The following is an 11,897-nucleotide window of genomic DNA, read 5'->3' as shown; positions in this document are numbered from 1 at the left end:
TAAGGGCGGATGTTGGCGGCGACTGCGAGGGCGCGGTCGGCACCTACGGAGACCTACTCAAGGAAGTACAGGACTTCCTTAAGGACGTCGCACGCGAAGGCGGCGGGCTGTGGGCACGGTTGCCGCTGGGCGACGCGCTCGTCGAACGGTGACGGGATGACGTAGTCCGCGGCGAGGTCGTCGCCGACAACGCCCGCCAGCGCCTCGGCCGCCGCGATCTTCATGCCCTCGGTGATCCGGGAGGCCCGCACCTGGAGCGCGCCCGCGAAGATGCCCGGGAACGCCAGCACGTTGTTGATCTGGTTCGGGAAGTCCGAGCGCCCGGTGGCGACGACCGCCGCGTACTTGTGCGCCACATCCGGGTGCACCTCGGGATTCGGGTTGGCCATCGCGAAGACGAACGCACCCTCCGCCATGGAAGCCACCGCGGGCTCCGGCACCGTACCGCCGGAAACCCCGATGAAGACGTCGGCACCTTCCAGCGCCGCCTCCAACGACCCGGAGATACCGGCCTTGTTGGTGATCTCGGCGAGCTCACGCTTGACCGGCGTGAGGTCGTCCCGGTCACGCGAGACGATGCCCTTGCGGTCGGCGACGGCGACATCCCCGAGCCCCGCCTCCAGCAGGAACTTGGCGATGGCCACGCCGGCCGCGCCCGCGCCGGAGATGACGGCCCGCAGCTCACCGAGCTCGCGCCCGGTCAGCCTCGCCGCGTTCCGCAGAGCCGCCAGCGTCACGATCGCCGTACCGTGCTGGTCGTCGTGGAAGACCGGGATGTCCAGCCGCTCCTGGAGCCTGCGCTCGATCTCGAAGCAGCGCGGCGCCGAGATGTCCTCCAGATTGACACCCCCGAAGGAGGGCGCGAGGCGCACCACGGTCTCGATGATCTCGTCGACGCCGGTGCAGTCCAGCGCGATCGGCACCGCGTCCACGCCGCCGAACTGCTTGAACAGGATCGCCTTGCCCTCCATGACCGGGAGGGAGGCCTCGGGACCGATGTCGCCGAGTCCGAGCACCGCCGTACCGTCCGTCACGACGGCGACCACGGACGACTTCCATGTGTAGTCGTGGACGAGTTCCGGCTGCTCCGCGATCGCGGTGCACACGCGCGCGACGCCGGGTGTGTACGCGAGGGACAGGTCGTCCTTGTCGCGGATCGGCACGGTGGCCTGCACGGCCATCTTGCCGCCGCGGTGCAGCGCGAACGCCGGATCGAAGGAATCGAGGGGCTCGGCCCCGCCGTCCTGATCCGTACTGCTGTCGCTGCGAGGATTGACGATCTCCGCTGCCACTTTGTCTTACCCCTTAAGTCTTCATTGATTTTGAGGGTGGCCACTCCCTGGTGAGGGGTGGGCGGGCACCGCGCAGGGCCCAGAGAATTGATGCGTACGAGCACCTGCGCGACGGGCGCGCCGCACACGCGCCCTGAGCCCCGGATGAGGGGTGTAAAGACCCTTCTTACCGGACGGACACCGCCGAGGACGAGTCCAATAGGCGCAAGGTCACATCTCGTCCGCCACGGGCGGAACGATGATCGATCACATCGTGAGACATACCGAAGATCTTCCGGCCGGAAGGAGTGATTCCCGTAGATGGTCCGCGCGGGGGCCGTCCTGATGTACCGACCTGATGCGATTCGGGGGTCACCCGTTATCCGATTTTGACATGGAGAGTCCCCTGAATGGTTCAGTCCGAATGGCAAGATGCCCTAATCACACGAGGTCGCGACACCCGAAGGTGTGTGTTCTCGTCGACCCGTCGGCACCGCCATCCATCCGCCGGAGGAACTCACCATGACCGCCAGATTCACCCGTCGTACGACCGCCCCGCACACCCGGCTGGCAGCGGTCGGTGCGATCGCGGTCGCCGGCACCCTGCTGCTCACCGGCTGTGGTGACCAGACCAAGAAGGACGACTCCAGCACCGCGTCCGCCAGCTCGGCGCCGCTGGCGAGCAAGCTGCCCGCGGCGATCCGCGACAAGGGCGTCGTCAAGGTCGGTTCGGACATCGCGTACGCGCCGGTCGAGTTCAAGGACGACTCCGGCAAGGTCGTCGGCCTGGACCCGGACCTCGCGGCCGCGATGGGCAAGCAGCTCGGCGTGACGTTCGAGTTCGAGAACGGCACCTTCGACGCGCTGCTCACCGGTCTGCGCTCCAACCGCTACGACATCGCCATGTCCGCGATGACGGACAACAAGAACCGCCAGGACGGCGTGGACCCCGACACGGGCAAGAAGGTCGGCGAGGGCGTCGACTTCGTCGACTACCTGACCGCCGGTGTCTCGATCTACACGCGCAAGGGCGACACCGAGAACATCGCCTCGTGGTCCGACCTGTGCGGCAAGAAGCTCGCGGTCGAGCGCGGCACGGTCTCCGAGGACCTCGCCAAGGCCGAGACGAAGAAGTGTACGGGCGGCAAGAAGATCACCATCGAGGCCTTCGACGACGACCAGCAGGCCCAGACCCGCCTGCGCTCCGGTGGCGCCGACGCGGCCTCCTCCGACTTCCCGGTCGCGGCCTACGCGGTGAAGACCTCCGGCGGCGGCAAGGACTTCGAGCTGGTCGGCGACCAGGTCGAGGCGGCGCCGTACGGTATCGCGGTCGCCAAGAGCGACACGCAGCTGCGGGACGCGCTTCAGGCCGCGATGGACGCCGTGATCAAGAGCGGTGAGTACGAGAAGATCCTGACGAAGTGGGGCGCCGAGGACGGTGCCGTCAAGTCGTCCGTGATCAACGGCGGCAAGTGACCGCGGGTCAGCCGTCGTTGAGAGGCAGCATCCGTGACTACTGACATCGAGAAGGCGCCGGGGCCCGAGGACACTCCCCCGGCCGCCCCGAAGCCCATCAAGGCCATTCCGGTCCGGCACTACGGCCGGTACCTCTCCGCCGTGCTCGCGATCGGCATCCTGGTCGCGATCGTCTACGCGTTCGGCCAGGGCAAGATCAACTGGCATGCCGTACCGGACTACTTCTTCGACCACCGGATCATGACCGGTGTCTACAAGACCCTCCTGCTGACGGTCCTGTCGATGGTCATCGGCATCGTCGGCGGCATCGGCCTCGCGGTGATGCGGCTGTCGAAGAACCCGGTGACCTCGTCGATCGCCTGGTTCTACATCTGGTTCTTCCGCGGCACCCCGGTCCTGGTCCAGCTGTTCCTCTGGTTCAACCTGGGCCTGGTCTTCGAGTACATCAACCTCGGTCCGATCTACAAGAACTACTGGTCGGACTTCATGACGCCGCTGCTGACGGCGCTGCTCGGCCTCGGCCTCAACGAGGCCGCGTACATGGCGGAGATCTGCCGTGCCGGTCTGCTCGCCGTCGACGAGGGCCAGACCGAGGCCTCGCACGCGCTGGGCATGAGCCACGCCAAGACGCTGCGCCGGATCGTGATCCCGCAGGCGATGCGCGTGATCGTGCCGCCCACGGGCAACGAGGTCATCAACATGCTGAAGACGACCTCGCTCGTGGCGGCCGTCCAGTATCCGGAACTCTTCCGGTACGCCCAGGACATCGGCCAGAACTCCGGTGCCCCGGTGGAGATGTACTTCCTCGCCGCCTCCTGGTACCTGATCATGACGTCGGTCCTGAGCGTCGGGCAGTACTACGTGGAGCGGTACTACGCCCGCGGCTCCAGCCGTGCGCTGCCGAACACGCCGTATCAGAAGATCAAGGCGAACATGCTGTCCATCGGCCGTCCGAAGGGAGGCGCGGCATGAGCCCCGAGCTCGACAAGACCGACTCCGCCACGACCGGTCCGTCGGTCCCGATGGTCAAGTCGGAGGGTGTGCACAAGTCGTTCGGCCCGGTCGAGGTCCTCAAGGGCATCGACCTGGAGGTGAAATCCGGCGAGGTGTTCTGCCTCATCGGCCCCTCCGGCTCCGGCAAGTCGACCTTCCTGCGGTGCATCAACCACCTGGAGAAGGTCAACGCGGGGCGGCTGTACGTCGACGGCGAGCTGGTCGGCTACCGCCAACAGGGCGACAAGCTCTACGAGTTGCGTGATCGCGAGGTCGCGGTGAAGCGCCGGGACATCGGCATGGTCTTCCAGCGCTTCAACCTGTTCCCGCACATGACGGCCGTGGAGAACATCATCGAGGCGCCCGTGCAGGTCAGGGGTGTCAACAGGGGCCAGGCCAAGGAGCGCGCGATGCAGCTCCTGGAGCGGGTGGGGCTGTCCGACAAGGCGCAGAGCTACCCCTCACAGCTCTCCGGCGGCCAGCAGCAACGGGTGGCCATCGCGCGGGCGTTGGCGATGGACCCCAAGCTGATGCTCTTCGACGAGCCGACCTCGGCCCTCGACCCGGAGCTGGTCGGTGACGTCCTCGACGTCATGCGCGACCTCGCCGAGTCCGGCATGACGATGATCGTCGTCACCCACGAGATGGGCTTCGCCCGCGAGGTCGGCGACAGCCTCGTCTTCATGGACGGCGGCGTGGTGGTCGAATCCGGCCACCCGCGCGACGTCCTGACGAACCCTCAGCACGAGCGCACCCAGGGCTTCTTGTCCAAGGTGCTCTAGCGGTAGGCGAGTTGAGGGGCGGTACGGAATCCCCGTACCGCCCCTTTTCACGTACTGGCAGGCCTACTTGAGCGCGAGCAGCACCGTGTCCGAGGGCGAGCACCACACCGCGCGCGCCTCCCCGAACCCCTTCTCGCGCAGTACGCGCGCGTGCCACGCGGCCGAGGGCATGTCGCCGTCCGCGTGCTCGCCGTAGATCTCGTAGCGACGGGCCGTCGGCTCGGCGAGGACCGGGTCCTGGGCGGCGAGCTGCCACCACTCGGCCCAGTCCACGGCGCCGTTCTCCTTGGCCTGATCCATCTGTGCGTGCCGCTGCGCCCGCTCCGCCGCGTTGATCCTGGGCGTCGACTCGTCGATCATGTGGTCCGCGTTCATGAAGACACCGCCGTCGCGGACGAGTCCGGCGACCTGACCGTAGAGGGCCGCGAGGGGTTCGCTGTGCAGCCAGTGGAGGGCCGTGGCGGTGAGGACGGCGTCGTACGAGTCGTACGGCAGCTTCGTCGTCCACTCCGGGTCCTTGAGGTCGGCGGTGACGAAGGTGACCCGCTCGTCGCCGTCGAAGGTGCCCCGGGCGATGGCGAGGAGGGCGGGGTCGAGGTCGACACCCGTGCTGGTGGCGTCCGGGAAGCGGGCGAGCAGCCGGGCCGTGATGCTGCCGGTGCCGCAGGCGAGGTCGAGGACGCGGGGTGCGGGGCCGGTGAGGGCCTCGGCCATGTCGAGCATGATCCGGAAGCGGTCCTCCCGGTCGGGCATGTACCACTCCTGCTGCCGGTCCCAGCTCTCCTGCCAGGCCTGCCAGTCGGTTCCGACACCGGTCGTCATGAGGACCCCCTGTCCACGCACTGTCGTAATACCCTGGAAGCACGATCAGCTGTTACCCGACCGCATCCACGACAATAGAGCGCCTCCGTAAGGACTACAAGTGGAACTGGCCTATTACTCGGACTACGCCGTACGCCTCGTCAACACCGAGGAACCGGCGCGGGGCAAGGACGCCCTGACCTCGGTCGAGGCCGTGCGTGACCTGTTCGGCAGCAACAAGGAGGCGGCCCGCCGTGCCGCCGAGGCCGACGTCACGCGCTTCCGTTCGGTCCGGGCGCGGCTGCGGGCGGTCTTCGAGTCGGCGGACGGGGGCGACGAGACGCTCGCGGTGAACCTGCTGAACTCGCTGCTCCTGGAGTTCCCGGTGAGCCCGCAGATCTCCGGGCACAACTTCCGGGACGACGACGGCCGCCCGCTGTGGCACATGCACCTCGCGGACCACCCGTCGAACGCGACGGCCGGCTACGCGGCGATCGCGGCGATGGGCCTGGCCTTCCACCTCACCGAGTACGGCGTCGACCGCCTGGGCCTGTGCGAGGCGGCGCCGTGCCGCAACGCCTACCTGGACACCTCGACGAACCGCTCCCGGCGCTACTGCTCGGACCGCTGCGCGACCCGCGCCAACGTGGCCGCCTACCGGGCCCGGAAGCGCCTGGAGGCCGACCGGTCGGAGAGGACGGGCCTGGCGGCCGAGAGCGCCCAGCGGACGAGCGCGACCGGCGAACGCTGACCGGACTTCGGCGGCCGGTACCGGAAGCGCACCTTGCCCAGCACCAGATCCTCGGGAACGGCGCCGTAGTCCGTACTGTCCCCCCCGGCGAACGCGTTGTCCCCGAGCACCCACCACCCGCCGTCCCGCCGCTCCACGGCCCGCTTCACGACCAGCAGGTCCTGCTGGAACGGATGCCGCAGCACGACGATGTCGCCGGGCCTGATCCGCGCCCCGTACTGCACCACGAGCAGATCCCCGTGCAGCAGCGTCGGCACCATGGACGGCCCGGTCACCTCGGCCGTCCCGAAGGGCAGTGCGGCCCTCCCCCGCTCGGTCTCCTGCGACAGCTCCGGCATCCCCGGCACCTCCCCGGTCCTATCCTCCACCAGTCTGAGTCCGACCCTGGACTTTTGTCCTAAGCCCATGGGGGCACTCGCGAAATCAGCTTCTCCAGGGAGTAATGTCCCACCTGAGAAGACGATCACGAGGAAGGAACGCTCCATGCTTTCCCGCCTGTTTGCCCCCAAGGTGAAGGTCAGCGCGCACTGCGACCTGCCCTGCGGTGTTTACGACCCGGCCCAGGCCCGCATCGAGGCGGAGTCGGTGAAGGCCGTGCAGGACAAGATGGCCGCCAACGACGACCCGCACTTCCAGGCGCGCGCCATCGTCATCAAGGAGCAGCGCGCCGAGCTCGCGAAGCACCACGTCTCGGTGCTCTGGAGCGACTACTTCAAGCCCCCGCACTTCGAGAAGTACCCGGAGCTGCACCAGCTGGTCAACGACACCCTGAAGGCCCTCTCGGCCGCCAAGGCGTCCACCGACCCGGCGACGGGCCAGAAGGCGCTCGACTACATCGCCCAGATCGACAAGATCTTCTGGGAGACCAAGAAGGCCTGACACCCAGTCGGCCTGTCCCGACGGACCGGCGATCGGTGCACCATCGACGGTCAGTGGGTTTGGGGAAGGGGCTCTGCCGGTTCGCCGGCGGGGCCCCTTCGTCGTTCCTGCGTCAGCGACGGCAGACGAGGACGCCTCCCCGGCACGTGATCTCGAAGGCCCCGTGCTGGTCGATGTGTTCGACGAGGATGGTGCGGGCCCTTTCGACGGTGGCGTCGAAGGGGACCTCGTGCTGATCCGCCCAAGCCCGGTAGGAGGCCATATGCGCGATGACCGGCTCGGGGTCGCGAACGGTGATGGTGCCGGGCAGTTCCATCGTCTCCACCCGCCCGAACTCCTCGCCCAGGAAGGCCGGGGCCTTCTCCAAGGAAAAGCGGGCGCTGAGCGATATACGGGCCGGGCCGCGTCCAGTACCGAGGACGTCGCCCGCAGCCCGCTGCCACAGGTCGTCGAGTTCCGCCTTGTCCCGGTCGCTGTTGGTGGAGGCGATCACCAACCCGTCACGGGTGACCACGCGGGACAGTTCCCTGACCGCCTGTGGGATGTCGGAGACGTGGTAAAGCATGTGCAGCGCCAGGGCGGCATCAACGCTCTCGGTCGCCAGCGGCAGGCGGGTGGCGTCAGCGACAGCGACCAGGCCGGGGACGCCAGCAAGAATGCCAGGGGCGATATCCAGACCCAACAGGCCCAGATCAGGTCGGTCCTCGCGAAGCCGCTGAATGAACTTGCCATTGCCACAGCCGACATCGACCACACGTCCGCGATCCCGCACACCGCTCAGCTTCTCGGCGACGATGCCGGGCAAGTCGTAACGAGGCGCCTGCCACTGGTAAAGCGACTGGCGAGCGGCGAGATCCCGGCCGCTGCTGTAGGCGCTTCCGGCGAGGCGGCCCCGGTCGGTGACGGCGGCATCGTGGGCGGCGGACAGTTCGGTCACGTCGGCAGCTCCGGAGGACGGGATGGGGGTACCTCCCACGCCCTTAAGGCAGTGGGGGAGGGTGAGGCCGCGAGGACGGCCGTGTGCTGGAGTCGTTCGCGCAGGTGTGCAGCCCGCGCGGCTCCACCGTACTGCGGCTCGCTCAGCTCCCGGCCCAGAGCAGTGAGCCGACGGACGATGCTGGCCGACATGCGCTCCGGCGCGGAGTCGAGGACGAAGCCGAGCATCGCCTCCGTGCCGTCCAGATCGCCCAGGAGCAGATGGCCGCGAGCGAGATCGACATGCGCGGCGAACAAGTCTCCCACCGACTGGTCGTCGCCCTCGGCGCTGCGGTAGAGCCGGATCGCGGTGTCCGCGCTGACGATGGCCTGCTGGATATGCTCCCGCCCACCCACCGCCAAGTGGCTCGTCCCGGCGTACGTGAACTGCTTGGCGATTGGGAAGGCGAAGATGCCCGGAACCTCATCGGGACCCAGCATCGCGCCGCGAGAACTCTCGGCATCCGCCAGCGCGGCCACCACACCCGCCCGGTCTCCGACTATGGCCAGCGCCCGCGCCTCCAGGCTCGCCAGCCGAGCTCCGATGCTCCCGCCCGCCCGGTGCTGACGACCCGCCTGTGCCAGCCGCGCCGCCTGCTCGTATCGTCCAGTCCAGTAGGCGATCAGGGACTCAACGGCTCGCACCCAGGCCAGCATCCCTTCGTGGCCGGCAGCTTCGGCGCATGCCCTGGAAGTGCGAGCGTGTGTGGCCGCGGAGTCGTAGTCGCCCAGGTCCAGGCACACGTGAGCGGACAGGCCGCACAGGCGGGAGGCCGCGACGTACAGGTCGGTGGTCTGCCGTGGGTGCTGCCGTCCGCGCAACAGCTCGAACACCCCGTTCCGCAGTCGCTTGATCTCGACGTACAACTCCAGCAACGGGTGACTGACGTAGCTACGGGCGAGCCGAGCGATATCGGCCTCCAACTGCTCTACGACAAACTCGTCGGCGTTCCGCTGCGCGATGAACCGGGCGAACTCCGCCGAGTCCACGGCATCCACCGACACAGCCCCCACCACTGTGCGCGGACGCGCCATGGGCTGGGCGAGCAACGGCTGTTGCGCATCTTCCGGGCCGCCGCCGTTCCGCCGGCTCTTGCTGACCACAACTGCTCGGTCGAGTTCCCCAGCATCGACGCCGAACACCTGCGCCAGGTATTTCCGCGTGTACGGCACCGGGATGCGTACCTCGCGCTCGTAGCGCCCGATCTCCTTGCCCGTCTTGGTGGCACGCCCCTCCAGGGCGTTGTACTCGTCGGCCACCCGTTGCTGAGGCCAGCCACGCTCGGTACGCAGCCTGATGAGCAGCGCACCGATCCCCGTGTCGCTCATCCCCTCTCCCCGCAGCACGTGAAGTCTGGCCCCCATAGTGGCCCCTGCTATGGCCCCCGTGCTGGCTCCCGACCCAAACGAGTGACAGCGGTTGGCTGTTGGCCATGCCCAGCAGACTGCCCGGCGAGCCGGACACCCTCGCACCGGACCAAGCCCTCGACGGCGCCGTCGAGCACAAAACGATGCTCTTCGACCGACGCCGGACCACCCCAGGAGCCGCCCGCTCCTTCGTCGCCGAGACCCTTACCCAATGGGGTCGGACCGAACGCCTCGACGACATCCGGCTGTGCACCTCCGAACTCGCCACCAACGCCGTCCTGCACGGAGCCCCGGCGGGCGGCCAGGTCCTCGTACGCGTCGAACTGCACGCCACCGTGCTGCGCATCGAGGTGCACGACGGCGGCAACGGCACACCCACCAAGCGAGAGGCACGGAGCACTGACGCCGAAGGCCGCGGCCTTCTCCTCGTATCCTCAGTGGCCGACCACTGGGGCGTGGAGGAACGCCGTGGCCCCGGCAAGTGCGTCTGGGCGGCCTTCCACCACAGCGCGGTGCCGACATGCTGACGCCCGCCAATACCGAGGCGCTCACGCTGACCGCCGGTCTGATCGCCTCCCTGGCCACCACCACGTGGCTGGACACCGCCCCGACCGGCGCCACTCTGTGTTGCCTCCTGCTGGTGCCCCAACACCCCCGCAGCCTCTACGAGTCGCCGACGGTCATCGAGCAACGCATGCGCGCGGTCGGCGAAGCTCTGCACCTCGGCCCCGCCAACGCACCTCCGCCGGACATCGGGCCACGCCTGCGCCAGATCACCCCGACTGACGTGGCCTTGCACTTCGACGGCACCCCCTACCGAAAACGGATCCCTGCAGGCCGCCCCTGGATCCTGCTCCTCGGCCAAGGGATGCCAGTAGCCCTTGTCTTGGGCCTCGACCCGCTCTCCCGCAGTGCCACGCCGGCAGAGATCGACACCTACCTGGACCGCGCCACTCCCCGCCAGCGACTCCTCTTCGGTCACACCAGAACCGAATGAACCCCAACCCACCCCAGGGGGACATCCCGTGACGACCCACCCCGTCTCACCGAACACCGTCCTGGCCAACGCCCTCCACCACGCCGAGGACGTCCTGACCCCACGCATCCTGGCCACCCCACCCGAGCGGATCGTGCTGGTCGTCGGCACTCAAATCAACGGTGCCCCGCACATCGGCACGTCGCTCGTGCAGTCCCTGGCCTTCGCCATGGCAGCCCGCCTGCGCGACCGCTTCGGCATCCCCACCGAAGTCCTGTTCAGCGCCCTCGACAACGCCCCCTACGAGCTGACCACAGATCCGGTCAGCGGTCACCGATACCAACGCGCCTACGCCCAGGCCCTCGGCCACGAGGCCCTGTCCGACCTCGTCGCCGCCCTCTACCAACCCCTGTTCAGCGCGCTCTCTCGGCGCCTGGGCATCCCTCACCGGATCGAGACCTACAGCCAGCAGCAGGCCGGCGAGCACTTCCGCCGCACATGGCTGCGCCTCCTGCCCCGCCTCGACGCCGCCCGCTGGTGGCTCGCCCCCTCGACCGGCACCCCACACCTGCGCGTCCCCTGCCCACACCCCGGCTGCGGCTGGGCCGAAAAGCACGCCGAACGCACCCGAGTCCACCTCACCGACCGCGAGACCGCGCAAGTCGCTGCCGTCTGCCTCCACCACGGCCCCTACCAGGCGACCATCACGCCAACCGGAGGCGCTTACCTCGACCTGGCCACCCTGTACCGCAATGCGGTCAAGGAACTCTCCGTGTCCGACCCCCACGGCACGCTGCACGTCATGGTCAAGGGCGGCGACTGGGTCTTCGGCTCCCACCTGGTCGACGAAGCCCTCCAAGCCGTCGGTCTCACCCGCGCCCAGCTCCCCGCCCGCCTGTTCTGCCCGCAGGTCGTCACCGACACCGGCGCCAAGCTGTCCAAGTCGCTGATCCGCGAGGGGCGTGCTCCCTTTCCCGAGGGCGCCGCCGAGTGGATGCTCGATACCCGGGAGTGGCCCGGCACCATCCCGGAGTACGCCGAACAACTGCTGGCCATGACCGATACCTTGCTGTCCGACCCCCGGCACTTCTTCCGCTCGTATTCGGCCTCCGAGATCGGCCGCATGATGCCCGCACCAGTCACCAGGAGTGTTCCCGCCCCATGACCGACACCACCGCCCGCGTCCACGAGCTCAACCTCTACCGCCAGTACTTCGACCTCGTTGCCGCAGGCACCAAGACCATCGAGGTGCGGGTGAAATACCCGCACCTCACCGATCTCGGTGCAGGCGACATCATCCGCTTCCGTATCAAGGGCACGGACGAAACCTGCAAGGTGAACGTCAAGCGGGTGACCGAATACGCCAATTTCGAAGCGCTGCTCGACGGCGAGGGACCGGCCAACATCAATCCAACCGCTACTCGCGAACAGCAGCTCAACAACATCCGAGCCATCTACCCGCCCAAGAAGGAAGCCCTGGGGGCTCTGGCCATCGAAATCGAACGTACCTCTGATCACTAGCCTCCGGCGTGTGATCAGCTTTCTGTCTCTGGCTGTACCGGCCAGCAGCAGGCCGGGAGCGCTTCACCGTTCCAGCATCGGCTTGACCAGTATCGGTGGCGTGA

General features: G+C 68.1%; 14 protein-coding genes. 9 read left to right on the top strand and 5 right to left on the bottom strand.

The features are described 5' to 3' along the window. Positions 1-53: 53 nt before the first annotated feature. On the bottom strand, positions 54-1,292 hold the full coding sequence (locus ACNFOC_RS04285) for an NAD(P)-dependent malic enzyme (RefSeq protein ID WP_416956705.1): 1,239 nt from the start codon (positions 1,290-1,292) through the stop codon (positions 54-56). Positions 1,293-1,793: 501 nt separating this feature from the next. On the opposite strand from ACNFOC_RS04285, the gene ACNFOC_RS04280 reads away from it, so the two are divergent. Genes ACNFOC_RS04280 through ACNFOC_RS04270 form a run of 3 tightly spaced genes read left to right on the top strand, consistent with a single transcriptional unit; the run spans position 1,794 to position 4,522 of the window. Continuing rightward, positions 1,794-2,747 carry an ABC transporter substrate-binding protein gene (locus ACNFOC_RS04280; RefSeq protein WP_416956703.1) on the top strand — a complete coding sequence of 318 codons (954 nt, stop codon included), beginning with the start codon at positions 1,794-1,796 and terminating at the stop codon, positions 2,745-2,747. A gap of 33 nt (positions 2,748-2,780) precedes the next feature. Then, entirely contained in the window at positions 2,781-3,719 is a 939-nt protein-coding gene (locus tag ACNFOC_RS04275; RefSeq protein WP_416956701.1) for an amino acid ABC transporter permease, read from the top strand. Between the two features lie 50 nt (positions 3,720-3,769). Continuing rightward, on the top strand, positions 3,770-4,522 hold the full coding sequence (locus ACNFOC_RS04270) for an amino acid ABC transporter ATP-binding protein (RefSeq protein WP_416956710.1): 753 nt from the start codon (positions 3,770-3,772) through the stop codon (positions 4,520-4,522). Positions 4,523-4,585: 63 nt separating this feature from the next. On the opposite strand, the gene ACNFOC_RS04265 is transcribed toward ACNFOC_RS04270, so the two are convergent. Further along, positions 4,586-5,344 carry a class I SAM-dependent methyltransferase gene (locus tag ACNFOC_RS04265; protein WP_416956699.1) on the bottom strand — a complete coding sequence of 253 codons (759 nt, stop codon included), beginning with the start codon at positions 5,342-5,344 and terminating at the stop codon, positions 4,586-4,588. 100 nt (positions 5,345-5,444) lie between these two features. On the opposite strand from ACNFOC_RS04265, the gene ACNFOC_RS04260 reads away from it, so the two are divergent. Beyond that, positions 5,445-6,074 (top strand): CGNR zinc finger domain-containing protein, encoded by a 630-nt coding sequence (locus ACNFOC_RS04260; RefSeq protein WP_416956697.1) that lies wholly within the window; start codon positions 5,445-5,447, stop codon positions 6,072-6,074. Here the strand turns inward: ACNFOC_RS04260 and sodX are convergent. Continuing rightward, positions 5,978-6,412: a nickel-type superoxide dismutase maturation protease gene (sodX, locus tag ACNFOC_RS04255; protein ID WP_416956695.1), complete on the bottom strand. Its 435-nt coding sequence runs from the start codon at positions 6,410-6,412 to the stop codon at positions 5,978-5,980. The two genes, ACNFOC_RS04260 and sodX, sit on opposite strands and share 97 nt — an antisense overlap. Before the next feature lie 145 nt (positions 6,413-6,557). Between sodX and sodN the strand changes: the two genes are divergently transcribed. Beyond that, positions 6,558-6,953, top strand: coding sequence for a superoxide dismutase, Ni (gene sodN / locus ACNFOC_RS04250; protein WP_019058247.1), 396 nt, complete (start codon positions 6,558-6,560; stop codon positions 6,951-6,953). 112 nt (positions 6,954-7,065) lie between these two features. On the opposite strand, the gene ACNFOC_RS04245 is transcribed toward sodN, so the two are convergent. Beyond that, the gene (locus ACNFOC_RS04245; RefSeq protein ID WP_416956692.1) at positions 7,066-7,890 is read right to left on the bottom strand and encodes a class I SAM-dependent methyltransferase; all 825 of its coding nucleotides are present in this window, start codon (positions 7,888-7,890) and stop codon (positions 7,066-7,068) included. Continuing rightward, positions 7,887-9,257 carry an NsdA family TPR-like regulatory protein gene (locus tag ACNFOC_RS04240; protein WP_416956691.1) on the bottom strand — a complete coding sequence of 457 codons (1,371 nt, stop codon included), beginning with the start codon at positions 9,255-9,257 and terminating at the stop codon, positions 7,887-7,889. Before ACNFOC_RS04240 ends, ACNFOC_RS04245 begins: the two co-directional genes overlap by 4 nt. 104 nt (positions 9,258-9,361) lie before the next feature. Here ACNFOC_RS04240 and ACNFOC_RS04235 point away from each other — a divergent pair, with 104 nt between their 5' ends. From ACNFOC_RS04235 to ACNFOC_RS04220, 4 genes are read left to right on the top strand one after another with little or no spacing between them, the layout of a single operon-like run. Continuing rightward, positions 9,362-9,823: an ATP-binding protein gene (locus ACNFOC_RS04235; protein ID WP_416956689.1), complete on the top strand. Its 462-nt coding sequence runs from the start codon at positions 9,362-9,364 to the stop codon at positions 9,821-9,823. Continuing rightward, positions 9,817-10,293, top strand: coding sequence for a hypothetical protein (locus ACNFOC_RS04230; protein WP_416956687.1), 477 nt, complete (start codon positions 9,817-9,819; stop codon positions 10,291-10,293). Before ACNFOC_RS04235 ends, ACNFOC_RS04230 begins: the two co-directional genes overlap by 7 nt. A gap of 28 nt (positions 10,294-10,321) precedes the next feature. Beyond that, on the top strand, positions 10,322-11,437 hold the full coding sequence (locus ACNFOC_RS04225) for a hypothetical protein (RefSeq protein ID WP_416956685.1): 1,116 nt from the start codon (positions 10,322-10,324) through the stop codon (positions 11,435-11,437). Next, positions 11,434-11,793, top strand: coding sequence for an ASCH domain-containing protein (locus ACNFOC_RS04220; protein WP_416956684.1), 360 nt, complete (start codon positions 11,434-11,436; stop codon positions 11,791-11,793). The genes ACNFOC_RS04225 and ACNFOC_RS04220 overlap by 4 nt, the downstream gene beginning before the upstream one ends. Positions 11,794-11,897: the final 104 nt, after the last annotated feature.

This window comes from Streptomyces colwelliae (genome assembly GCF_048158785.1).
In the GTDB taxonomy this organism is placed as follows: Bacteria; Actinomycetota; Actinomycetes; order Streptomycetales; family Streptomycetaceae; genus Streptomyces.
This window is presented reverse-complemented; position numbering and strand designations above follow the sequence as displayed.

Excerpts from the sequence above, each read along its gene's own strand:
- ACNFOC_RS04280 (WP_416956703.1), top strand. The coding sequence starts at position 1,794 with ATGACCGCCAGATTCACCCGTCGTACGACCGCCCCGCACACCCGGCTG.
- ACNFOC_RS04270 (WP_416956710.1), top strand. The coding sequence starts at position 3,770 with ATGGTCAAGTCGGAGGGTGTGCACAAGTCGTTCGGCCCGGTCGAGGTC.
- ACNFOC_RS04265 (WP_416956699.1), bottom strand. The coding sequence starts at position 5,344 with ATGACGACCGGTGTCGGAACCGACTGGCAGGCCTGGCAGGAGAGCTGG.
- sodX (WP_416956695.1), bottom strand. The coding sequence starts at position 6,412 with ATGCCGGAGCTGTCGCAGGAGACCGAGCGGGGGAGGGCCGCACTGCCC.
- sodN (WP_019058247.1), top strand. The coding sequence starts at position 6,558 with ATGCTTTCCCGCCTGTTTGCCCCCAAGGTGAAGGTCAGCGCGCACTGC.
- ACNFOC_RS04240 (WP_416956691.1), bottom strand. The coding sequence starts at position 9,257 with ATGAGCGACACGGGGATCGGTGCGCTGCTCATCAGGCTGCGTACCGAG.
- ACNFOC_RS04235 (WP_416956689.1), top strand. The coding sequence starts at position 9,362 with ATGCCCAGCAGACTGCCCGGCGAGCCGGACACCCTCGCACCGGACCAA.
- ACNFOC_RS04230 (WP_416956687.1), top strand. The coding sequence starts at position 9,817 with ATGCTGACGCCCGCCAATACCGAGGCGCTCACGCTGACCGCCGGTCTG.
- ACNFOC_RS04220 (WP_416956684.1), top strand. The coding sequence starts at position 11,434 with ATGACCGACACCACCGCCCGCGTCCACGAGCTCAACCTCTACCGCCAG.